The following is a 20,995-nucleotide window of genomic DNA, read 5'->3' on the forward strand; positions in this document are numbered from 1 at the left end:
CGCCGGGGAGGGTCACTGCACCGGGGGATGCCCCTTCGAGGCCGGGCGGCCGCGCAGGGGCATCCCCCCGTCCGCGTGCGGGAAGTGGCACGCCACGCCGTCCACCGCCGGCGCGGGCAGGTCGCGCTCGCACGACAGGCGTTGTTCCGCGGGAAGTCCGCGGTAGACGGGGCAGCGCGCTCGGAAGCCGCAACCGGTGGCCGCGGCGGCCTCCTCGAAGGCGGCGGGCGGCCCGGCGGGCCGGGGGCGCCCGAGGGTCGGTACGGCGGACAGCAGCAACCGGGTGTACGGGTGCCGCGGCCGGTCGAACACCGCGTCCACGGGGCCGGACTCCACGGTGCGCCCGCCGTGCATCACCACCACCCGGTCCGCGAGCTGCCGTACCACCGCGAGGTCGTGCGAGACCAGCAGACAGGCCGGGCTGCCGGGCGCGGAGGTCAGCCGGCGCAGCAGGGCGATGATCCCGGCCTGCACCGAGACGTCGAGCGCGGAGACGGGCTCGTCCAGCAGGAGCAGTTCGGGGCGGACCGCGAGGGCGCGGGCCAGGGCGACGCGCTGGCGCTGGCCGCCGGACAGCTGGGGCGGGCGCCGGCCGGCGGTCCCCGGGTCCAGTTCCACCTCGGCCAGCAGCTCACGGACGCGGGCGGCCGTACGGTCGCGCGGCGCGCGCTGGGCCTCCAGCGGCTCGGCGATGATGCGCGCGATCGTCATGCGCGGGTCCAGGGTCGCCGAGGGGTCCTGGAGCACGATCTGGACGCGCCCGCGCATCCGCCGGACCTCCGACCGGCCGAGGCGGGCCGTGTCCCGGCCCAGGACCTCGATCCGGCCCGACTCCGGTGCGCCGAGCGCGATGATCCGCTCCAGCGTGGTCGACTTGCCCGCACCTGACTCGCCGACCAGCGCGACGGTCTCGCTGCGCCGGACCTGGAGGTCGGCGTGGTGGACGGCGCGCCGGCCCCGGTAGGACGCCCGCAGGGCGGTGACGCGCAGGGCCGTGACGTCCCCCGGGGGACGGGGAGCCGGCGGCGCCGAAGTGGGATAGAGGTCCGCCGCCGTGCGGGCGGCCGTGACCCCGGGGTGCAGACAGGCCACCAGATGCCCGTCGTCGGCCCGCGCCGGCGCCCCGTCGGCCGGCGTCAGCACGGGGTCGTCGCTCTCGCACTCGGGGCGCGCCACCGGGCAGCGTGGCGCGAACGCGCAGCCCTCCACCGGCTCCCCCGGCGCCGGCGGCGCTCCCGGCATCTGGGACAGGGCGTGGGCCGCGTCCAGCCGGGGGGCGGCGGCGAGCAGACCCATGGTGTACGGCATCCGGGGATTGCCGAACAACCGGTGCGCCGGGCCCGTCTCCACGACACGGCCCGCGTACATCACCGCCACCCGGTCCGCGGCCCCCGCGACCACCCCGAGGTCATGGCTGACCAGCAGCAGGGCCGCTCCCGTCGCCGCACGCGCGTCCTCCAGCGCGGCGAGGATCTCCGCCTGCGCGGTGACGTCGAGGGCGCTGGTGGGCTCGTCGGCGACGATGACGTCGGGGCGGCCCGCCACCGCCATCGCGATCATGGCACGCTGCCGCAGGCCCCCGGAGAGTTCGTGCGGGTAGGCGCGGGCCACCCGCTGCGGCTCGGGCACGCGCAGTTCGGTGAGCAGCTCGACGGCCCGCTGCCGCGCCGAGCGCCGGCCGGGGCGCGGCCGCTCGTGGATGCGCAGCACCTCGCCGATCTGGTCGCCGACCCGGTGCACCGGCGTGAACGCGGCCAGCGGATCCTGGAAGACCATGGCGATCCGGCGGCCGCGCAACCGCGCGAGATCGCGCACCGGGAGGCCGACCAGCTCCGTGCCGAGCAGCCGCACCGAGCCGCGCACCGTCGCCCGGCTGGGCAGGAGGCCGAGCGCCGCGAGCGCGGTGACGGTCTTGCCCGCGCCCGACTCCCCGACGAGGCCGAGCACCTCACCGCGGCGCAGGACCAGGTCGACGCCGCGCACGGCGGCGTGCTCCGGGCCGAACCCGACGTGCAGATCGCGCAGTTCGAGGACCGTGCTCATGCGGGGACCTCCGCCCCGGCGGCCGACGGGTCGAGCACGCGGCGCAGTGCCTGGCCGACCAGGTTCACCGCGAGGACGAAGCAGAGCAGCATGCCGGTGGGGAAGAAGAACATCCACGGATAGGTGAGCGCCACCTCCGTGCTGTCCGCGATCAGCGTGCCCAGGGAGACGTCGGGCGGCTGGACGCCGAAGCCGAAGTAGGACAGGCCCGCCTCGCTGATCACCGCGCCGGCCGTGGCGATCGTCGCGTGGGTGATCAGGAACGAGGCCATGTGCGGCAGGATGTGGCGGCGGACGATGCGCAGCGGGCGTACGCCCATGTGCCGGGCCGCCGTCACATAGGGGCGCTCGCGCAGCGAGAGCGCCGTCGCCCGCACCGCCCGCGCCGTGAGCATCCAGCCGAGTGCGGCGAACGCCCCCGCGTACGCCACCCAGCCCGCCGCGCGCAGCGCGGGCGCCACCATGACGAGCACGAGGAAGCCCGGGACCACGAGGAACAGGTCCACCACGAAGGTCAGCACACGGTCGGTCCAGCCGCCGAAGTACCCGGCACAGGTGCCGACCAGGGCGGCGAACGCGGTGCTCGCCAGCGCCACGAACAAGCCGATCAGCAGCGACTTGCGCAGCCCGCGCGCGGTCTGCGCGAACACGTCCTGGCCGATTCTGTTGGTGCCGAACCAGTGTCCCGCGCCCGGCGGGACGCTCAGCGCCCGGTAGTCGATGTCGGTGGGGGACCACGGGGAGACGTAGGGGCCGAGCACCGCGTACAGGCCCAGCAGCGTGATCAGGGCGAGGCCCACCAGCGCCCCCGGCAGGGGCGGCAGCATGCGTCTCACCGGCGCACCCGCGGGTCCAGGACCAGCAGCAGCGCGTCGGCGAGCAGCCCCGCGAGCAGCACCGTCACGGCCGAGAACAGGCAGACCGCGACGACCGAGTTGACGTCGCCCTCCTGCGCCGCCTCCAGGAACCAGCTGCCCATGCCGGGCCAGCCGAAGATCTGCTCCGCGAAGACCGAACCGGTGAACAGGGTCAGGAAGCCGAAGGAGAAGAACGTCGTCATCGGGATGAGGGAGACCCGCAGTCCGTGCCGGAGCAGCGCCCGGCCGGGTGTGAGCCCCTTGGCCAGCGCCGTGCGCAGATGGTCGGCGGCGAGCAGATCGAGGGTCGCGGCGCGCTGGTAGCGGCTGTACGAGGCGATCGAGCCGAGCGCCACGGTGGCGGCCGGCAGCACCAAATGGGAGGATCGATCGGCCAGTTGGGAAGTCCAGGTGCCCTTGTGGTCCGGCGTGGACTCGCCCGTGTAGCGGATGACCGTGTGGCCGAGACAGTGGTTGAAGGAGAGCGCGCCGTCCTTGAGCAGGAGTGCGAGCACGAACGTGGGGACGGACAGGACGAGGAAGGAGAGGACCGTCATCGCATGGTCCGGCAGCCGGCCCCGGCGCACCGCCGCCCACACGCCCGCGAGCACCCCGAGCCCGGCCCCGGCCAGCGTCCCGACCAGGAGCAGCCGCACGGAGACCCCGATGCGCTCCCCGAGCTGCGCGTTCACCGAGCCCCCGTCGATGGTGCGCCCGAGGTCGCCGTGGAGCGCCCGCCACGCCCAGTGCCCGAACCGGGCGAGGACCGGAGTGCTGTCGTCGAGCCCGACCGCGGCCAGTTCGTGGTCGACCGCCGCGGCGGGCGGACGGGGGGTGCGGTCCTCGAAATGGGCGCGCGGACACAGCGCCGCCGAGGCGACCACGTACGACACGAGGACCGACACGAGGAGGAGCGCGATACTGCGGGTGATGCGCGGCAGCGCACGGCCGGCCATGGGTCTCCTCGAAGAATGGGGGCAGCACGCGGAGTTCATGAGCGCGATACACCACGATGGTAGATTCAACCAAGTTCGTTCGTAAGTCAGTTCGCATTTTTGGTGATCTCTCGCATTGACCAGGGGGACCTTGTGAGCCGATTACGTCGCGCCGGAGCCGTTCTCGGACTGTTGGTGATGACAGTGCTCGTGGGATGCAGCGGCTCCGGCGGCCCACCGGACGCGCAGCGGACCACGGCGGCCGAGAAGTACGGCGCCCAGGGCATCGGCGCCGCCCCCGTCGACCGACTCCGCGACGGCGGCACCCTCACCCTCGGCATCCCCGCCTGGCCCACCCAGCTCAACATCCACCAGGTCGACGGCGCCACCGACGAGGTGGCACGGCTCGTCCAACTGGTGGAACCCGCCCTCTTCCTGCGCGACGCCAGGGGAATCCCGCATCCCGACGCCGACTACCTCCTGTCGGCGAGGGTCACCCGTGCCGCGCCGCAGACCGTGGTCTACCGGCTCAACCCCAAGGCCCACTGGTCCGACGGGCGGCCCCTCGGGGTCCGGGACTTCGCCGCCCAGTGGCGGGCCATCGGCCTCGGCGACGACCGCTACCACGTCGCCGACCCGACCGGCTACGACCAGATCGCCTCGGTGAGCGAGGGGCCCGGCGCCCACGACGTGAAGGTCGTCTTCCGCACCCCCTACACCGACTGGCAGCGGCTGTTCACCCCCCTGTACCCGGCCTCCGCGACCGGCACCCCCGCCCAGTTCAACAAGGGCTGGCTCGACCAGGTCCCGGTCACGGCGGGGCCGTTCAGGACGGCCTCGCTCGACAACACCACGGAGACCGCCACCGTCGTCCGCGACCCCGGCTGGTGGGGCGCCCGGCCCCGGCTCGACCGGATCGTGCTGCGCACCCTGCTGCCCAACGCGGCGCTCCAGGCCTACCGCAACGGGGAGATCGACGCCGTCAACGCCGGCACCACCGAGGACTACGCACAGCTGAAGGGCGCCGAGAACAGCACCATCAGGTGCGGCTCCGCCTGGGACGAGGTGCACATCGCGCTCAACGGCGCGGCCGGTCCGCTGGCCGACATCGACGTGCGGCACGCCGTCCAGAAGGCCGTGGACCGGCAGGCGCTGGCGGACGTCGCCGCCAAGGGACTGCCCGTCGGCGTGCCGCTGCTCGGCAACCACATCTTCATGACCAACCAGCCCGGCTACGTCGACCACTCCGCGGCGTGGGGCACGTACGACCTCGCCGGGGCGCGCCGCATCCTCGACCGGGCGGGCTGGCGGCAGCGGACCGCCGGAGCGCCGCGCACCAAGGACGGCAGGACGCTGCGGCTCGAGTTCGTCATCAGCGCGGCGACCAACCGCCTCGGTCTCGACCTCTCGCAGCTCGTCCAGTCGATGCTGGGACAGGCCGGCATCGAGGTCGACATCGTGAAGGTGCCCGCGAACGACTACATCGCCAAGTACCTGGACCAGGGCGGCTTCGACCTGGCGATCTTCCGTTTCGTGGACCTCACCTACCCGAGCGACGTCCTGTCGATCTACCGACGGCCGCGCGGCGCCCAGTCCTTCCTCAACTACGGCAGGGTCGGCGACGCGTCCGTCGACCAGCTGCTGCGCCGGGCCGCCGGCACCCTCGACGAGAAACGCGCCACGGCGCTCTACAACCAGGCGGACGCCGAGATCTGGAGCCTCGGCCACGACATCGAGCTGTACCAGCGCCCGCAGATGATGGCGGTCCGCGAAGGGCTCGCCAACTACGGGATACCGGGGCTCGGCGACATCGACTGGACGAAGGTCGGCTGGACCAAGGCGGCGAGGACACCGTCGTAGCCCGCGCGCCGGACATGCCACGGGCGCGCCCGTCCGGTGGTGAACGGACGGGCGCGCCACGGCCGTTCAGACCGCGGAGCCGCTGAGCACCCGCTCGGGCAGCGGCGCCGCCGCGCGCAGCGCCGCGTAGCCGAGCGCGGCCGAGGCCAGCGTGACGTGGTGGTGCCAGCCGCGGAACGAACGGCCCTCGAAGTCCCCGAGCCCGAAGTCCTCGTGCAGCCGGCGCAGGCCCGCACCGGCCAGGGAGCGCAGGTGGGCCAGCGGCAGCGCCTCGGCGAGCCGCCTGGCCGGCAGGTTCGTCAGCCAGTACGCGCGCGGCTCGGGCCGCCCGAACGGCCAGTCCGTGACCAGGTAGCGGGGGACCGGCCGGTGCGCCGGGGTGGCCCGGCCGGCCGCCGGCGGTGAGCACAGCAGCGCGGGCGTGGACAGGAACTGCGAGCGGTGCCTGCGCTCGCTCACCCGGTCGTGCCAGCTGACCGGGGTGCGCTCGGTGCGCCGGGCCACGTGCTCGGCGAGGTCGCCGACCGTGCCGCGCACCGCGGGCAGCGCGGAGTGCGGCCGGGGCATGGTGACGGCGGTGCGCGGCGACACCTGCACGAGATAGCCGAGGCCGCGCGCCTCCAGGGCGCACAGCAGCGGATCGGTCTCCGCCTCGTGGCGCCAGTCCGCGAGCACCGGACGCGGCTCCAGCAGCCACTCCTCGGTCATCTCGTCGATCGCCTCGATGACGGACTGCCAGCGGGGCCTGGAGCGCTCCTGCGGGGGCACGTGCGCGGCCCGGCGCAGTTGCTCGTCGCCGTCCCAGCGGGGCGGCAGCAGCAGCCGCCAGTTCACCGGCAGGCCCCCGCCGGCGCCCACCAGGGAGACGGCACAGGCGAGCTGGCAGTTGACGGTGCGCTCCTGGGACGGCGCGTACTGGCGTGCCACACCCACCGAGCGGTCGCCGTTCTTGACGAAGACGACCTCGTCCACCGACCACGCCTCGGTCACGAAGGCTCGGGCCAGGCGCAGCGCCGTCTGCCGGCGCACCGGGCCGCACTCCCACGGGCTCTGGTGCACGAACTGCTGGAGCTGCTGCACGGCCGGCCGCCCGAGCACATGCTCGGAGATCCGGGTCGGCGTCTTGCGGCCGGGCACGGACAGCAGGCCGCGCAGATAGACCTCGCCCCAGCGCCGCTGGTCGGAGCGGGCCAGCTCCCGGAACAGGTCGCCGCAGTACGACTGGAAGGACAGGGCGGAGGGGGGAGTCGGAGAGGACACAATGCTCCCAAGGCGGTGCGGATCTAAGGGCGTGAACAGGGACTCAGTCATGGGCGCACGCGTCCCCGCCCTCCAGGAGGAAGGCGTCGGTGGCGAGCAGCGCGTCCGCGACGTCGGGCAGGGCGCAGCCGACGATGACGAAGTCGACGTCGAGCCCGGCCTTGGTGCGCTGGAAGAGGAGTTCGTTGATGGCGGGCCGGCCCATCGCCGCGACCTCGCACAGGTGGAACTCCACGCGCTGGGGCTCGGCCGCCATCACCTCGGCCAGGATGCGCCGGAACTTCTCCAGCTCCGCGGTGTCGATGACACCGGCGCAGCGCACGTGCGCGGTGCCGCCGTCGAACTCGGTGCGCATCCGCAGCCGCATCTGCGCGGCCTCCAACTCCACGCGCACCCGCACCGGTTCGCCGCCCTCGGGCAGCCGGACGGTCAGTTCCTTCGCGTCGAAGTGGTGGTGCGGCAGCCCGTCCACCCACACCCCGGTCAGCTCCACGGAACCGGCGGGCAGCAGATCGGGCGCGACCCGCAGCGTGCGCTCCGGAAGGTCGTCGGGGCGCGGGCGGAAGTGCAGGGTGAGGGTGTCGTTGCTGATGAGCAGGCCGGTGTAGGCGGCGGCCAGGTAGCACAGCTCCAGGGAGTGGTAGCCGGCCATGGAATGGCTGCCCTTGAGGCGCTCCGTGCCGAGCAGGTACGGGATGCCGTTGGCCTGCACGTTGAAGTACACGCCGCCGTCGTCGTAGTCGAGGAAGAAGGCGTTGTGGAACGACGCCGCCTCGCGCGCGAGACGCAGGTGCTCGGGGTCGTTCGTGGTGCCGGCCAGGATCAGGTAGGCGAGGATCGCCTGCTCCTGCTGCCACCAGGCCTTGCGGTCGTGCCAGACCATGCGGTGCATCCCGCTGTCCGGGTCGGCCTTGCGCTCGACCACGTCGTACCAGCCGCCGCGCGTCTGGTCGCTGCCCACAGCCGGCATGATCTCCGCGATGCGCTCGGCGAGCGTGCCGTAACCGTCCTTGTCCACGAGGGACCTGATGCGGGTCAGGTTCCAGGCGATCTTCAGGTTGTGGCCGACGACGGCCCGGTCCTGCTGCCAGCCCCAGGTGCGGTCGGGGGACCAGTCGGCGTGGAACCGTTCCTGCACGAACGGGCTGTTCGGCTCGTCCGGGAAGCGCTCGACGATCGTGTCCGCGGTCTCCTCCAGGAGGTTCGCGAAGTCCTGTCGCCCGGTGGCGAGGTACGCGTTGATCAGGTACGCCGGGGCGTGGTCGCCGATCGAGTTCCAGTTCTTGCGCGACCGGTTGGGCCCGAGCGAGTCGGCGCCGGGGTCGAGGGTGATCGGGTCGAGGTGCGAGAAGAACCCGCCCTGCTCCCGGTCCCGGAAGAACCGTTCGAACAGCGCGACCGTGCCGTCGATGTCCTTGAGGATCCGCGGATCGCCGGTGATCCGGTAGGTCTGGGTGGGACCGGCGAGCGCGTAGATCTGCTCGTACATCGGGATCGCGTCGACGTCGTCACCGAACTCCGAGGCGTAGACCTTGCGCTGGCCGTTCGGGGTGACGTCGATGCCGTGGTACCAGTAGACGAACCCGTCCTGGTCGTCGGCGACCCGCATGTGCTCGCGCAGGTACTCGGTGCCCGACTCGGCCGCGTCCAGGAAGCGGTCCTCGCCGGTCAGCAGGTACGCCGTCGCCAGGCCGTACACCAGCCGGGAGATGGTGTCGGTCTCCTGGCGCACGTCCTCGCCGTCGAAGTCGGGCAGGTGCGTGCCGTGCAGCGTCAGCTGCGTGCGGAAGTTGCGCCAGTCGTACGTGCCGTCGGGGAAGTGGCCGCGCAGGTAGAAGTCGGCGATGGCGGCCGCCTGCTGGACCCACCAGGACGGGTGCTCGAAGACGTAGCTGCCGCGGCGCTCCTCGGGGAAGGTGATCTCCTTCGCCTCGAACCGCTCGCCGTCCTCCCACTCGTAGTGGATGCCGTACGCGAAGAGGTAGCGGCCCTCGGCGAGCATGTCCAGGGTGGCGCCGGTGGTGTCGCGGTAGGCGTCGCCGAGGTTGCGCACGATGCGGGAGGCGACGTTGTGCGACAGGTGGACGGTGAACTCCCGGTCGTCCGAGGTGCGCAGACCGAAGCGGCGGCCGGTGGGGCTGAAGTACGTGACGTAACCGGCGAGAGTGTCGGAGAACGTGCGGCGACGTGCTGCGGTTCCACTCATCGGGGGGTTTCCTTCGCTTCAGGCAGGGCCGCGAGCAGCACGACGCTGCGGCCCTGGGCGTGGAAGGTGTCGTCGTCGTGGCGCTCTTCCTGGCCGGCCGGAAGGAGGTCGCGCGGGCCGGCCTGGGCGGTGTCGAGGACGCGGTGCCAGCGGTGTCCGCGGACCCTCGGCAGCTCGAAGTCCAGTCCCAGGTGGTACATGTTCAGAATCAGATGCAGGTCGGGATCGCCGTGGAACCCGCCGAGCGTGCAGGCCAGGACTCGGGCGTTGGTGTCCTCCCATCCGGGCTGCTCCAGTCGGGTGCCGTGCCATGTGATGTCCGGCAGCTGCCTGGAGTTGAGGTGCCCGGTGTAGAAGTGGGGTGCGCGGAAGGTGCGGTAGCGGCGGCGCAGCTCGATCAGGCGCCGGGTGAACTCGAAGGTCTCCTCCTCCTTCTCCGCCTGCTCCCAGTCCAGCCAGGACGTCGGGTTGTCCTGGCAGTACGCGTTGTTGTTGCCGCTCTGGCTGTTGCGGAACTCGTCGCCCGCCAGCAGCATCGGCACGCCCCTGCTGAGCATCATGATCGACAGCAGGTTCTTGATCTGCCGCACCCGCAGCCGCTCCACGGCGGGGTCGTCGCTGGGGCCCTCGGCCCCGCAGTTCCAGCTGAAGTTCTCGTGCGCGCCATCGGTGTCGGCCTCGCCGTTGGCGTAGTTGTGCTTGTGGTCGTAGCTCACCAGGTCGTTGAGGGTGAAGCCGTCGTGACAGGTGACGAAGTTGATGCTGTTGGTGGGCAGTTCCTTCTGCGGCCCGAACAGGTCCTCGGAGCCGCCGAGCCGCTTGGCGAGATCGCCGACCACCCCGGCGTCGCCGCGCACGAAGCGCCGTACGTCGTCCCGGAACGGCCCGTTCCACTGTGCCCAGCGCTTCCCGGGGAAGCGGCCCACCTGGTAGAGGCCGCCACCGTCCCACGGCTCGGCGATGATCTTCGTCTCGGCGAGCACCTTGGACAGCTCGATCGCCCACAGCACGGGCGGCACCGCCATCTCGTAGCCCTGGTCGCCTCGCGACAGTTCGGAGGCCAGGTCGAAGCGGAAGCCGTCGACGTGGTGCTCGGTGACCCAGTACTCCAGGGACTCGATGATGAACTTGGCGACGAAGGGATGGTTGGCGTTGACCGCGTTGCCGCAGCCGGTGAAGTCCATGTAGTGGCTGCGGTCCTGCGGCCACAGGTGGTAGTACGCCTCGTTGGCCTGGCCGCGGAAGCTGATGGTCGGGCCGAACTCGTTGCCCTCGCTGGTGTGGTTGAAGACGACGTCGAGGATCACCTCGATGCCGGCCTGGTGCAGCGCCTTGACCATGTCCCTGAACTCCGCGATGTGCGTGTTCAGATGGGGCGACGTGCAGTAGCCGGTGTGCGGCGCGAAGAAGCCGTAGGGGTCGTAGCCCCAGTAGTTGTGCAGCGGGGTGCCGTCCGGACCGGCGCGCAGGACCTGTGTCTCGTCGAAGTCGAAGACCGGCAGCAGCTCGACGGCGGTGACGCCGAGCCGCTTGAGGTGCGGGATCTTCTCCACGACCGCGGAGAACGTCCCCGGGTGCGCGACCCGTGACGTGGGGGAGGCCGTCATGCCGCGCACGTGCATCTCGTAGATGACCGTGTCCTGCATCGGCGTGCGCAGCGGCTGGTCGCCCTCCCAGTCGTAGTCGTCCAGGTCCACGACGAGGCTGCGCATGCACGTCTCGACGTTGTCCTGGAGGCCGATGGCGAGCGTGCGGTTCCAGCGGGAGTTGATGTTGGCGCGGGCGTACGGGTCGAGCAGCACTTTGCGGTGGTCGAAGCGGGTGCCGGACCGCTTGGGGTCGCGCGGTCCGTCCATCCGGTACGCGTAGACCTGCCCGGCGCCGATCCCGGCGACATGGCAGTGCCAGAAGTGGAAGCTGCGGTGCTTGTCCGGGTGCAGGTGGATGGTCTGCGAGGGCTCCGGGTCGTCGCACTTGTCGAAGAGCAGCAGGTCCACGCGGGTGGCGTGCTCGGAGAAGACGGAGAAGTTGACTCCGCCGTCGACGACGGTGGAACCCAGAGGCTGGGGGCGTCCCGCCGAGATCTGCGGCGCCTCGGTCATGGTGGTCTCCGTTTTCACGACAATGGGGGTGTACGGGTGCCGGTGTGACGACGATGGGGGTCTGCGGGGTCCGGTCCGGCGGCGGACCGGGGTCAGGCCAGGGCGCGCGCCGGCACGGACTCGTCGGCGCTGAGCCCGGCGAACAACTGCTCCCAGTCGCCCGGCGGGTTGCCCGCGCCGTTGCGCATCTCGAAGGTCAGGCCCTTCGCGGACGGGCAGTACAGGGCCTGCACGCAGGCCTCGGCCACGTCCTGGAGGGCGACGTAGCCGTCGCGGCGGTCGCCCTGTTCCAGGTGGACGCGGCCGTCGTCGGCCAGTTCGGCCCGGTCGGTCAGCCAGCCGGGGCGGATGATCGTGTAGTCGAGCCCGGAGGCGCGGACCGCGTTCTCGCCGGCGAGGCGCCAGTCGAGCATCCGCCCGTAGGCGTTCATCGGGTGCTCGGGGCGGGTCACATGGCGCTGGCTGACGAGCACGAACTGGGCGCGCCCGAAGGCGTCCTGGCGCAGCAGCGCGTCCAGGGTGTTCAGCACACCGGAGTGCAGGGTGCTCTGCGGGCTGTCGGGTCCGGTGGTGTCGGTGCCGGGCTCCACCGTGTAGACGACGGCCGAGCAGTCGCGCAGCGGGACGGAGAGGGACTGCGGGTCGCGTACGTCACCGAGGAAGAAGCGGGCGCGGGGCGGCAGGTGGCGCCGGGCGCGCTCGGTGCTGCGGCCGATCACGCGGACGCTCTCCCCGCGGTCGAGTAACTTGCGGGTGACGATCCGGCCGACCCGGCCGGTGCCGCCGATCACGGCGATGGCAGTGTTCACGGTGCTCTCCTGAGGGGGGTGGCGGGGGTGTGGGTCTCACACCCACCGCAGGACGTCGTCCGAGCTGGTGAGCTGGGTGCCGCTGGGCACGCCGGAGACGGCCGGCACGCGCAGCCGCGGATAGACGCTGACGCCCGACAGCCGGGTGCCCGACCACAGCTGGGCACCGTCGCCGACGGCGGAGAGGGCTTCGAGCCGGACCGGGTCGCGGGCGTCGGAGCGCACCTGCACCATCGGGCCCACGTACGAGTCGCTGATGTGCGCGTACGCCCCGATGACGGCGGAGTCGCCGAGCACGCTGCCCTCGACCTGGGCGCCTTCGTGCAGGTCGACACCGTCGCCGACGTCGGTGGCGCGCAGCCGGACGCCGGCGCCGACCTCCACGTGCCGGCCGATGCGCACGCCGGGGCCGATGACGACGCTGCCCTCGGCGATCTTCTGGGCGAGGGTGGTGCCGGTGATGTGGTCCTTGGAGCGCAGGCTGGACTCGTGGATCCAGTACCGCGGGTTCGTGCTCAGCGGGGCGCCGAGGGCGCGGTCCAGCTGCGGGTAGAGCCCGTTGAGCGCGTCGCCGAGGGTGTCCAGGTAGTCGTGGATGTTGCCCAGGTCGCCCAGGCGGGCGATGGGTTCGACGGCCACCGGGTGGCCGAGGCCGACGAGGCGCGGCAGCAGGTCGTTGCCCCAGTCGAGGCGCTGCTGGGCGAGGCGGATGAGTTCGGGGGTGCGCGCGGCGAGCCGGAGCCGGGCGCAGTCGATGAGGTACATCCCGGCGTTGGTGGCCAGGGTGCGCGGTCCGCCCGGCCGGGTGATCTCGGGGAACTCCCGCTCGATGACGGACAGGCGCGGCTTCTCCAGGAAGCCGCAGACCAGGTGCTCGGGGGTGGTCCGCATGACGCCGTACTTGCCGGCGATCACCTCGGGGGTGCGGGAGACGGCGGCCACGGTGACCACCGCGTCGGTGTTCCGCTGGGCGGTGAGCAGCCTCTCCAGCGAGAACTCGAACAGCGAGTCGACGGGGAGCACGAGCGCTGTCCCCGTCAGGTTCCACTGTTCCAGGTTGTGCAGGGTGGCCGCGCCCGAGCCGACGTTGTACGGGTCGAAGCGGGCCCGTGAGTAGTCGATCTCCACGCCGTGGCGCTCTCCGTGACCGAGGACCAGCTTGATCTGACTGCGGTTCTCCATCCCCTGCGCGACCACGTAGAAGCGACGTATGCCCTGATCACGGCAGGCCTCCACGATCCACTCGATGAGTGGCCTGCCGGCGAACGGAATGAGCGCCTTGCTGCGGATGTAGTCGGCCGACTGGAGGGTGATGGGTTTCGCCCGCTCCCCCCTGCCGCCCGCCAGGATGATGCCGACCGTGCTGTCGTCCCCCATCGCTTGTCCCGCCCTCCAGGCCGACTTGTCGATGAAAGTGATTCAACAGCACGAGTCATGTGGAGTCAACTGCTCTGTCATTTTCGCAGGTTGACGCAGTGGCAGGCAGTCAAGTGGGATTCCGCCAGGGCGGGGGAGGACCGGCGTGGGCGTGGTGTCCTCGGGCGCGCGAAGGCACCGGGGCGGGGGCCGCTCCGGGGTGGGGGCCGCTCCGGGGTGGGGGCCGCTCCGGGGTGGGGGCCGCTCCGGGGTGGGCGTGGGCGGTAGGGGATCGAGCGGTGGGGTGCGGGCGGGCGCGCGCGACGGCGTGGCTCCGCCGCCACGGGCGCCTCGCCGCGCGCCCCGCCGGGGACGCCTCGGGACTCCCCGTCAGGGACGCGGCGTCACGGCCGCCTCGCTACGGCCGCCCCGCTACGACGGGACTCGTCCCCGTTACAGCAGGGCCGCCTGGCCGGACTCGGCGACCAGCCGCGCCAGGGCCCGCTCGTCCTCCTCGGCGGCGGGCATGAAGACCACCAGGTGCTGGCCCGGCGTGTCCGCCACGTCCAGCTTGGTGTAGTTGAGGTCCAGCCGCCCGGCCGTCGGATGGCTGAAGCGCTTCAGGGTCGGCCGGAACGCCTGCACGGGGTGCTCGGACCACAGCGCGCGGAACTGGCTGCTGGAGCGGGTCAGGGTGTCGATGAGCGCCGCGGTCCGCGGGTCGTCGGGGTTGCGGCCCACCGAGATCCTGAACTGGCCCAGGATGTCGCGGACTTCGCGCTGCCAGTCGACCAGCAGCGACTGCATCTGCGGCCGGGTGAACAGCAGCCAGATGCTGTTGCGCTCCTCCTGCGGCAACTGTTCGAGACCGCCGACCAGGGAGGCGTAGGCGCGGTTCGCCGCCAGCAGGTCCCAGTTGTCGTTGATCACGTGCGCCGGGAACGGGTCGAGGGTCTCCACCAGTTTGCGCAGGGTCGGGTTCACCGCGACCGGCTCCGGCCGCTCGGCCGGCAGTGCCGTCTCCGCGAGGGTGAACAGGTGCCGACGCTCGGCCCGGGTGAGCTGGAGCGTGTGCGCGAGCGCCTCGAGGACCTGCCGGCTCACCCGGATGTCCCGGCCCTGTTCGAGCCAGGTGTACCAGGTCAGGCTCACGCCGGACAGCTGGGCGACCTCTTCGCGGCGCAGCCCCGGGGTACGGCGCCGCCGCCCGGGAGTCAGCCCGGCCTGTTCGGGGGAGAGCGCCTCCCGCCGGGACCGCAGGAACGCCGCAAGAAGCTCACGCTGCATGTCGGTCATACAAGCACCTCCCGAACGGCCCTGTCCTGGTGGTCATTACACCAGCATGACTGCCCCTCTGTACCCGCTTCACGAGGCGGCGCACTCTGTTCCCGTGACCACGTCATCCACCACCGCGGGTATCAACAGCCCCGCCCCCGCCTCGTCTTCGCCCGCCTGGGGAAGGCCCGTCGCCGTCCTCGCCCTCGGCTCGTTCGCCATGGGCACCGACTCCTTCGTCCTGGCCGGCATCCTCCCGCAGATCGCCCACGGCCTGCACATCTCCACCGGCGCCGCCGGGCAGACCATCACCGCGTTCGCCCTGACCTACGGGCTCGCGGCGCCCTTCCTGGCCGCGCTGACCAGCCGGCTGCCCCGCAAGCCCCTGCTCGCGGTCGCGCTCGCGCTGTTCGTGCTCGCCAACCTCGCCTCCGCCGCCGCGCCCAACCTGCCCTTACTGCTCACGGCACGCGTCGTCGCGGGCCTCGGGGCGGCCCTGTACACCCCGAACGCCTCGGCTGCCGCGGCCGCGCTCGCCGGGCCCGCCCGCCGCGGCCGCGCGCTGTCGGTGATCCTGGGCGGCCTGACCGTCGGCACCGTCTTCGGCGTCCCCGTCGGCACCGCCATCGGCCAGCACCTCTCCTGGGAGGCGAGCCTCGTCTTCGTCGCGGCCGTCGGCGCGCTGGCCCTGCTCGGCGTCCTGCTGGTGCTGCCCGGCCTGCCGATCCCGCCGGCGATCCCGCTCGCGCAGCGGTTCGCCGTGCTGGCCAACCGCCGGGTCGTGGCGATCGTCGCCTTCATGCTCCTGGCCAGCGGCGCCAGCATCATGGTCTACACCTACACGGCGACCGTGCTCGGGCAGATCGCCCACATCCACGGCACCGGCCTCGCGACCGCGCTGCTCGCCTGGGGTGTCGGCGGCATCTTCGGCTCCTTCGGCAGCGGCTGGCTCACCGACCGGCTGGGTGCCGCACGCACTCTCACCATCGCCATCGCCCTGCTGATCGTCACCCTCGCGGCGCTCACGGTCAGTACCTCGATGGTCGTCGTGATCGTCGTCATGGTGCTCAACGGTGCCGCCGGCTGGGCCGTGGCCACGCCGAACAACCACCGGCTGACCGCGCTCGCGCCGACACTGCCCAGCGTCGTGATCTCCTTCAACTCCTCCGGCATCTACCTGGGCCAGGCCCTCGGCGCGGCCCTCGGCGGCATCCTGGTCGACCACGGCGTGACCGCCCGGGTGCTGTGCCTGACCGGCGTCGGCATCGCCCTCCTGGCCGGCGTCGTGCACGCCCTGATCCCGCGCCCGGCCCCGGAGTCCTGAACCCCGGGGAACGGCCCGGCGGTTCGCCCGCCCCGAGGCGCCTGAGCCGGCGACCGGCAGGAGACTGCCGGTCGCCGGCTTTCGCGTGCGTGCCCTCGGCCCGCCGATCGCGGTGGTGATCACCACATGAACACGGGGAGTCATGACGGGGGTCCGGGGCGGCCGTGTCGGAATGTTTCCGGACGATTAAATAACCGCTCATTTTCAGCCAATTGACGACTCCCCAGGAGTGGTCGCCGCCCAGTTCCAGGGTCCCGTCGTTCGAATTCCGTGACTTCACGCCACTGATTCAACACGAAATGTTACCGAAACCTGTGGGGTCGATGTGTGTTTCGGCGGGGGACTCGGCAGAGTGGCGCTCGCCGCTCCGACGTCCCACCGGAAACGGGGCCGGCACCCGTCTAGTTCGAGCGGAAGGATGCACACCATGCGGAACACCGCGCGCTGGGCAGCGGCCCTCGGCCTCACCGCCGTCGCCGTCTGCGGACCCCTGACCGGGGCCGCCGTCGCCGCCCCGGAGGCCGCCCCGGCCTCGCTCTACGCCCCGTCGGCGCTGGTGCTGACCGTCGGCCACGGCGGCGACGCGGCCACCGCGACCCCCGAACGCGCCGTCACCCTCAGCTGCGCCCCGGGCGCCTCCGGCACCCACCCGGACGCCCCCGAGGCGTGCGCCGAACTGCACGCCGTCGGTGGCGACTTCGACGCCCTCCAGGCGCGCGAGGACGTGTGGTGCGACAAGCTGTACGACCCCGTGGTCGTCACCGCCCAGGGTGTGTGGCAGGGCCGGCGGGTCTCCTATGAGCGGACCTTCGGCAACTCCTGCGAGCGGGACGCCGTCGGCGGCAGCCTCTTCGCGTTCTAGCGAAGGCTGCCCGAGGACCGGGATCGCAGGGACCCCGTGGACGCCGGATCAGGACCGTGACTGGGGAGTGCGGCCCTCTCGGAGCGGGGTACCCGCGATCTCGCGCCGGACCGTCGGGCGAAGTGGGGTCGCCCGCCGGCTTGCCGGCACACAGAGCCGCTCCCCGGGCAGGTCCGTGGGGGGCCTACCGGGGAGCGGCGAAAAACGAACGGTGCTCAGGTCTTGCGGCGATGACTTGTGTCGCACCAGGGGTAGCGCCGACTGCGTCGGCAGGTGCACAGAGCGACACGGAAGCGGTCCGAGGACACCGTCGTACCGTCCTCCAGTTCGACCTCGACCGGCCCCTCCACGAGCAGCGGCCCCCGGCGCTGCACGGTGATCCGGCGGGCACGGCCGGCGGGTTCGTGGGCACGCTCAGCGGGTTCGTTCGGCACGGATCACCACCAGCTCTTCCGTTCTCTCGTGCGGCGCGAGCAGCCCGCGCCGGCGCAGCCACTCCTCCCGGGAGCGCAGCACCGGGCCGAGGCCGATCCAGCGCCGCCGTACCACGGCGGCCTTCAGGCCCGCGTCGCGCAGCAGTTCCAGGGAGCGCTCGGGGTCGCTCAGCGCGGACTGCACGAGCAGCACCACGCCCCGGGGGGCGAGCAGCGGGGGTGCGTCCCGGCAGATCCGGTCCAGCAGCAGCCGCCCGTCGTGCCCCGCGTCCCAGGCCCGGGACCGGCCGCGCGGCCCGTGCCCGGAGTGCGGGGCGGGGACGTAGGGCGGGTTCGCGAGGATCACGTCGTACGTCCGTCCGCGCACCGGCGTGAAGAGGTCCCCGCGCCGGATCCGCACCGGCACCCGGGTCAGCCAGGCGTTGATCCGGGCCGTCCATACCGCCCGCCGCGACACGTCCACCGCGGTCACCTCGGCACCCCGCCGGGCCGCCGCGAGCGCCAGCGCCCCGCTTCCGGTGCCCACGTCGAGCACTCGCGCCCCGGTCGGCAGGGCCTCCTCGCGCAGGGCCTCGGTCAGCAGCGCGGTGTCGTCCTGGGGGGCGTACACACCCGGAATCAGCAAAGCGATCACATTCCGCGAGTACCCGGACATTCCCGATGTATGGGTCATGCCGCGCTCGGCTGTCCGAGGGGGACGCGCAGCGCGGAGCGCCCGGCGCGCCACGCGTCCAGGAGCCGCCGGGCGAGCCGGTCCTCCAGGTACTCGGTCGCGTCGATGCCGAAGGCGATGTCGGCCGCCAACTCGGGCTCCTCCTCCAGGAGTCCGCCGATCACCTCGTGGCGGACCACCTGCTCGTGCACCGCGTCCGCCTCCACGTGCTCGTCGTAGAAGAACTGCGCGGCCTCTCCCGCGCCGGTGCGGCGCAGCGCCTCGGCGAGCCGCCGGGAGCCGGGGGAGGAGGTGATCTCCACCTCCGCGAAGTGGCCGACCAGCGCGCCGCGCAGCGCGCGGTGCAGGCCGAACAGGGACATCAGGTTGACGACGGCCAGCATCTCGGCCGGGGCCGCGTCCAGATAGCGGCCGTACTCCGTGTCCAGGTCCAGGTCCCGCATCAGGTCGGCGAACAGGCGCGCGTGCACCCGTTCGGCCCGGCCGCCGCCGAACTCGTCGTACTCCACCGCCGCCATCGCCGCCTTGGCCCGGCCCCACAGCCGGGGCAGCACCCAGGCGTGCGGGTCGGCCTCTTTCAGGTGGTACAGGGAGCGCTGCGCCGCGTACTCCCGCAGCTGCCACGACTCGCCCTCGGCACACAGGAAACGGGTGACGCCGGTGCCGTCGGCCGGTTCCACCAGGAGCACGCCGAGCGCGTCGTCCAGGCTCTCGTGCACCGGCGTGTCGGCACGCAGCGCGGCCAGGAAGCGGCACTCCAGCGCGGCCCGCAGGCGGAGCAGGTCCGGGTCCCACTCGGCGTCGGGGGGCACGCCCGCGAAGCCGCGGTAGTGCAGCTCGTAGCAGAGGTACAGGGCGAGCTGCGCGTCGTCGCCGTAGGGGTCCTCGGCGCCGGTGGGTTCGGGCAGCGGTCCGGCGCCGCGCAGATGGCCGACGAGCGCGGCCGACAGCGGGCCCCGCGCGGGCGGCAGCTCGGGTCCTCGTGGGTTCATGGCGACCGGGTACCCGGGTCCGGCCAGGTCAGTGCCGCCGTCCGGGTGCCGTCCGGTCACCCTGGGACTGCTCCTGGGCCCCGGTGTTCGGGGTGATGGCGTCCGCCGCCTCGCCGCCGCCGTCGCCCTCCTCGCCGTGCCGCTCGGCCTCCTCGGCCTCGTGCAGCACTTCCTCCAGCGCCGTCTCGGGCCGCTTGTCGTCCCCGCCGGACATGGTGTCTCCTTCCACCGGCGTCGTCCTGATCCGCTCCGGCTACCCGCTGCGGCCGTCCCCACGCACGGCCGAGGGGCCGCCGTCCCCCTGCGGACGGCGGCCCCTCGGCCCGGACGGTTCCTCTGATCGCTCCTCGGCCCGGGTGTCTCCGTGGGTGCGGCTCGGAACCGGATGGCTCCGGCGTGCACGGCGCGGCTCGGCGGAGCGTACGGACCGGGCTGTCACACGACGCCGGCCGTCACATGTGGACGACCGCGACCGCACCCGCGTCCTGGCGCGGCACCCCGCGCCGGTAGAGCAGGAAGGCGAGCACCGCGCCCGCGGCGAAGAAGCCGGCCGACCACCAGAAGGCGGTGGTGTAGCTCTCGATCGTCGCCTGCGCCCGGACCAGCTTGCTGGTGGCGTCACGGCCGGCCACGTAGTGGGTCGCGGCGCTGGTCGCGAGGGTGTTCAGCAGGGCCGTACCGACCGAACCGCCCACCTGCTGCATCGCGTTGACGCTCGCGGAGGCCACGCCCGCGTCCTCGGCCGCGACCCCGCCGGTGGCCAGCTGCATGGCGGGCGGCATCACCAGGCCGAGGCCCAGGCCGGTCACGATCAGCTGCGGCAGCACGGCGCTGCCGTAGTGCGAGCCGAGGCCGATGCCGGTCAGCCAGGCCATGCCGGCCGTGGCGATCGCGAAGCCCAGCGGGATGACCGCCTTCGGTCCGACCCGGGGCACCAGCAGCGTGGTGCCGAGCTGCGCGGCCACCATCAGCGCGCCGACCATCGGCAGGAACGCCACGCCGGTCTTCGTGGGGCTGAAGCCGAGGTTGAGCTGGAGGTAGTAGGTGAGGAAGAGGAAGACGCCGAACATGCCGGCGCCGGTGATCAGCACCGCGAGGAAGGACGCCGACCGGTCGCGGTCCAGCAGGATCCGCAGCGGCAGCAGCGGATGCGCGGCGCGGGTCTGCCACCAGGTGAACGCGGCGAGCAGCAGCCCGCCCGCGAGCAGGAAGCCCCAGGTCAGTGGCGAGTGCCAGTGGTGCGTCTCGGCGTTGGAGAAGCCGTAGACCACGGAGAAGAGGCCGGCGGCGACCAGCACGGTGCCGGGCACGTCCAGCCTGGCGTGTCCCGCGTCGCGGTGGTTGCCCAGCAGGATCCAGCCGCCCGCGAAGGCGACGACCGCGATGGCCACGTTCACGTACAGCGTCCAGCGCCAGTCCAGGGCGTCGGTGAGCAGCCCGCCGAGCAGCAGGCCGACCGCGCCGCCGGCGCCGGCGATCGCGCCGTAGACGCTGAACGCGCGGGCCCGCTCGCGGGCGTCGGTGAACGTCGTGTTGAGCAGGGACAGCGCGGCCGGCGCGAGCAGCGCGCCGAAGGCACCCTGGAGCGCGCGGGCGGTGACCAGCATGGCGAAGCCGTTCGCGGCGCCGCCGAGCGCGGAGGCCGCGGCGAAACCGACGACGCCGACGAGGAAGGCGGGCTTGCGGCCGAACAGGTCGGCGATGCGGCCGCCGAGCAGGAGCAGCGAGGCGAACGCCAGCGCGTACGCGGTGACGATCCACTGCCGGTTGCCGTCGGAGAAGCCGAGGTCGCGCTGGGCGGAGGGCAGGGCGATGTTCACGATCGTGGCGTCGAGGACCACCATCAGCTGGGCGACGGCGATGACCGCGAGGATCCACCAGCGCCGGGGCGGGGCGACGTGCTGTGCCGCGGTCCCTGCCCCCGTTCGGGGGGCGTCGGTCAGGGTTTTCTGGGACATGGGAACCACTCCGGGGAAGTCGTTCACGCGTGGGGCATGCGCCGGACAT

Annotated in this window: 17 protein-coding genes; 3 read left to right on the forward strand and 14 right to left on the reverse strand. The window is 72.5% G+C overall.

Annotated features, from left to right (window positions below; translation table 11 throughout):
• Positions 1-12: 12 nt before the first annotated feature.
• From QSK45_RS27535 to QSK45_RS27545, 3 genes are read right to left on the reverse strand one after another with little or no spacing between them, the layout of a single operon-like run.
• Positions 13-2,043, reverse strand: a complete 2,031-nt coding sequence (locus QSK45_RS27535; protein WP_285561575.1) for a dipeptide ABC transporter ATP-binding protein — start codon at positions 2,041-2,043, stop codon at positions 13-15.
• Positions 2,040-2,870, reverse strand: coding sequence for an ABC transporter permease (locus tag QSK45_RS27540; protein ID WP_285561726.1), 831 nt, complete (start codon positions 2,868-2,870; stop codon positions 2,040-2,042). Before QSK45_RS27540 ends, QSK45_RS27535 begins: the two co-directional genes overlap by 4 nt.
• A gap of 5 nt (positions 2,871-2,875) precedes the next feature.
• Positions 2,876-3,856, reverse strand: a complete 981-nt coding sequence (locus QSK45_RS27545; RefSeq protein WP_285561577.1) for an ABC transporter permease — start codon at positions 3,854-3,856, stop codon at positions 2,876-2,878.
• Positions 3,857-4,033: 177 nt separating this feature from the next.
• Here QSK45_RS27545 and QSK45_RS27550 point away from each other — a divergent pair, with 177 nt between their 5' ends.
• Positions 4,034-5,695 carry an ABC transporter family substrate-binding protein gene (locus QSK45_RS27550; protein WP_285561579.1) on the forward strand — a complete coding sequence of 554 codons (1,662 nt, stop codon included), beginning with the start codon at positions 4,034-4,036 and terminating at the stop codon, positions 5,693-5,695.
• Between the two features lie 66 nt (positions 5,696-5,761).
• On the opposite strand, the gene QSK45_RS27555 is transcribed toward QSK45_RS27550, so the two are convergent.
• The 6 genes from QSK45_RS27555 to QSK45_RS27580 form a co-directional block, all read right to left on the reverse strand.
• On the reverse strand, positions 5,762-6,955 hold the full coding sequence (locus QSK45_RS27555) for an IS701 family transposase (RefSeq protein WP_285561581.1): 1,194 nt from the start codon (positions 6,953-6,955) through the stop codon (positions 5,762-5,764).
• A 43-nt stretch (positions 6,956-6,998) separates the two neighbouring features.
• Positions 6,999-9,161 (reverse strand): AGE family epimerase/isomerase, encoded by a 2,163-nt coding sequence (locus tag QSK45_RS27560; RefSeq protein WP_285561583.1) that lies wholly within the window; start codon positions 9,159-9,161, stop codon positions 6,999-7,001.
• Entirely contained in the window at positions 9,158-11,263 is a 2,106-nt protein-coding gene (gene glgX, locus QSK45_RS27565) for a glycogen debranching protein GlgX (RefSeq protein ID WP_285561585.1), read from the reverse strand. The genes QSK45_RS27560 and glgX overlap by 4 nt, the downstream gene beginning before the upstream one ends.
• 92 nt (positions 11,264-11,355) lie before the next feature.
• Positions 11,356-12,072, reverse strand: a complete 717-nt coding sequence (locus QSK45_RS27570; protein ID WP_285561587.1) for an SDR family oxidoreductase — start codon at positions 12,070-12,072, stop codon at positions 11,356-11,358.
• A gap of 36 nt (positions 12,073-12,108) precedes the next feature.
• Positions 12,109-13,449 carry a nucleotidyltransferase family protein gene (locus tag QSK45_RS27575; RefSeq protein WP_285561589.1) on the reverse strand — a complete coding sequence of 447 codons (1,341 nt, stop codon included), beginning with the start codon at positions 13,447-13,449 and terminating at the stop codon, positions 12,109-12,111.
• A gap of 432 nt (positions 13,450-13,881) precedes the next feature.
• Entirely contained in the window at positions 13,882-14,724 is an 843-nt protein-coding gene (locus QSK45_RS27580; protein ID WP_285561591.1) for a helix-turn-helix transcriptional regulator, read from the reverse strand.
• Positions 14,725-14,818: 94 nt separating this feature from the next.
• Here QSK45_RS27580 and QSK45_RS27585 point away from each other — a divergent pair, with 94 nt between their 5' ends.
• On the forward strand, positions 14,819-16,027 hold the full coding sequence (locus tag QSK45_RS27585; protein WP_285561592.1) for an MFS transporter: 1,209 nt from the start codon (positions 14,819-14,821) through the stop codon (positions 16,025-16,027).
• Between the two features lie 427 nt (positions 16,028-16,454).
• A complete protein-coding gene (locus tag QSK45_RS27590) occupies positions 16,455-16,889 on the forward strand; it encodes a subtilase-type protease inhibitor (RefSeq protein WP_285561594.1) in 435 nt (144 codons plus the stop codon).
• A gap of 215 nt (positions 16,890-17,104) precedes the next feature.
• Here the strand turns inward: QSK45_RS27590 and QSK45_RS27595 are convergent, their stop codons facing one another.
• From QSK45_RS27595 to QSK45_RS27615, 5 genes are all read right to left on the reverse strand, one after another.
• Positions 17,105-17,323, reverse strand: coding sequence for a CDGSH iron-sulfur domain-containing protein (locus QSK45_RS27595; protein ID WP_285561595.1), 219 nt, complete (start codon positions 17,321-17,323; stop codon positions 17,105-17,107).
• On the reverse strand, positions 17,304-17,978 hold the full coding sequence (locus tag QSK45_RS27600; protein ID WP_285561597.1) for a HemK2/MTQ2 family protein methyltransferase: 675 nt from the start codon (positions 17,976-17,978) through the stop codon (positions 17,304-17,306). Before QSK45_RS27600 ends, QSK45_RS27595 begins: the two co-directional genes overlap by 20 nt.
• A gap of 14 nt (positions 17,979-17,992) precedes the next feature.
• Entirely contained in the window at positions 17,993-18,988 is a 996-nt protein-coding gene (locus QSK45_RS27605) for an iron-containing redox enzyme family protein (RefSeq protein WP_285561599.1), read from the reverse strand.
• Positions 18,989-19,016: 28 nt separating this feature from the next.
• Positions 19,017-19,202: a hypothetical protein gene (locus QSK45_RS27610; protein WP_285561600.1), complete on the reverse strand. Its 186-nt coding sequence runs from the start codon at positions 19,200-19,202 to the stop codon at positions 19,017-19,019.
• Positions 19,203-19,440: 238 nt separating this feature from the next.
• Positions 19,441-20,946 carry an MFS transporter gene (locus QSK45_RS27615; RefSeq protein WP_285561602.1) on the reverse strand — a complete coding sequence of 502 codons (1,506 nt, stop codon included), beginning with the start codon at positions 20,944-20,946 and terminating at the stop codon, positions 19,441-19,443.
• Positions 20,947-20,995: the final 49 nt, after the last annotated feature.

The sequence above is a fragment of the Streptomyces hygroscopicus subsp. hygroscopicus genome, assembly GCF_030269125.1.
Classification (GTDB): domain Bacteria; phylum Actinomycetota; class Actinomycetes; order Streptomycetales; family Streptomycetaceae; genus Streptomyces; species Streptomyces hygroscopicus_C.

Excerpts from the sequence above, each read along its gene's own strand:
- QSK45_RS27535 (WP_285561575.1), bottom strand. The coding sequence starts at position 2,043 with ATGAGCACGGTCCTCGAACTGCGCGATCTGCACGTCGGGTTCGGCCCG.
- QSK45_RS27540 (WP_285561726.1), bottom strand. The coding sequence starts at position 2,870 with ATGCTGCCGCCCCTGCCGGGGGCGCTGGTGGGCCTCGCCCTGATCACG.
- QSK45_RS27545 (WP_285561577.1), bottom strand. The coding sequence starts at position 3,856 with ATGGCCGGCCGTGCGCTGCCGCGCATCACCCGCAGTATCGCGCTCCTC.
- QSK45_RS27550 (WP_285561579.1), top strand. The coding sequence starts at position 4,034 with ATGACAGTGCTCGTGGGATGCAGCGGCTCCGGCGGCCCACCGGACGCG.
- QSK45_RS27560 (WP_285561583.1), bottom strand. The coding sequence starts at position 9,161 with ATGAGTGGAACCGCAGCACGTCGCCGCACGTTCTCCGACACTCTCGCC.
- glgX (WP_285561585.1), bottom strand. The coding sequence starts at position 11,263 with ATGACCGAGGCGCCGCAGATCTCGGCGGGACGCCCCCAGCCTCTGGGT.
- QSK45_RS27575 (WP_285561589.1), bottom strand. The coding sequence starts at position 13,449 with ATGGGGGACGACAGCACGGTCGGCATCATCCTGGCGGGCGGCAGGGGG.
- QSK45_RS27580 (WP_285561591.1), bottom strand. The coding sequence starts at position 14,724 with ATGACCGACATGCAGCGTGAGCTTCTTGCGGCGTTCCTGCGGTCCCGG.
- QSK45_RS27590 (WP_285561594.1), top strand. The coding sequence starts at position 16,455 with ATGCGGAACACCGCGCGCTGGGCAGCGGCCCTCGGCCTCACCGCCGTC.
- QSK45_RS27600 (WP_285561597.1), bottom strand. The coding sequence starts at position 17,978 with ATGTCCGGGTACTCGCGGAATGTGATCGCTTTGCTGATTCCGGGTGTG.
- QSK45_RS27605 (WP_285561599.1), bottom strand. The coding sequence starts at position 18,988 with ATGAACCCACGAGGACCCGAGCTGCCGCCCGCGCGGGGCCCGCTGTCG.
- QSK45_RS27610 (WP_285561600.1), bottom strand. The coding sequence starts at position 19,202 with ATGTCCGGCGGGGACGACAAGCGGCCCGAGACGGCGCTGGAGGAAGTG.
- QSK45_RS27615 (WP_285561602.1), bottom strand. The coding sequence starts at position 20,946 with ATGTCCCAGAAAACCCTGACCGACGCCCCCCGAACGGGGGCAGGGACC.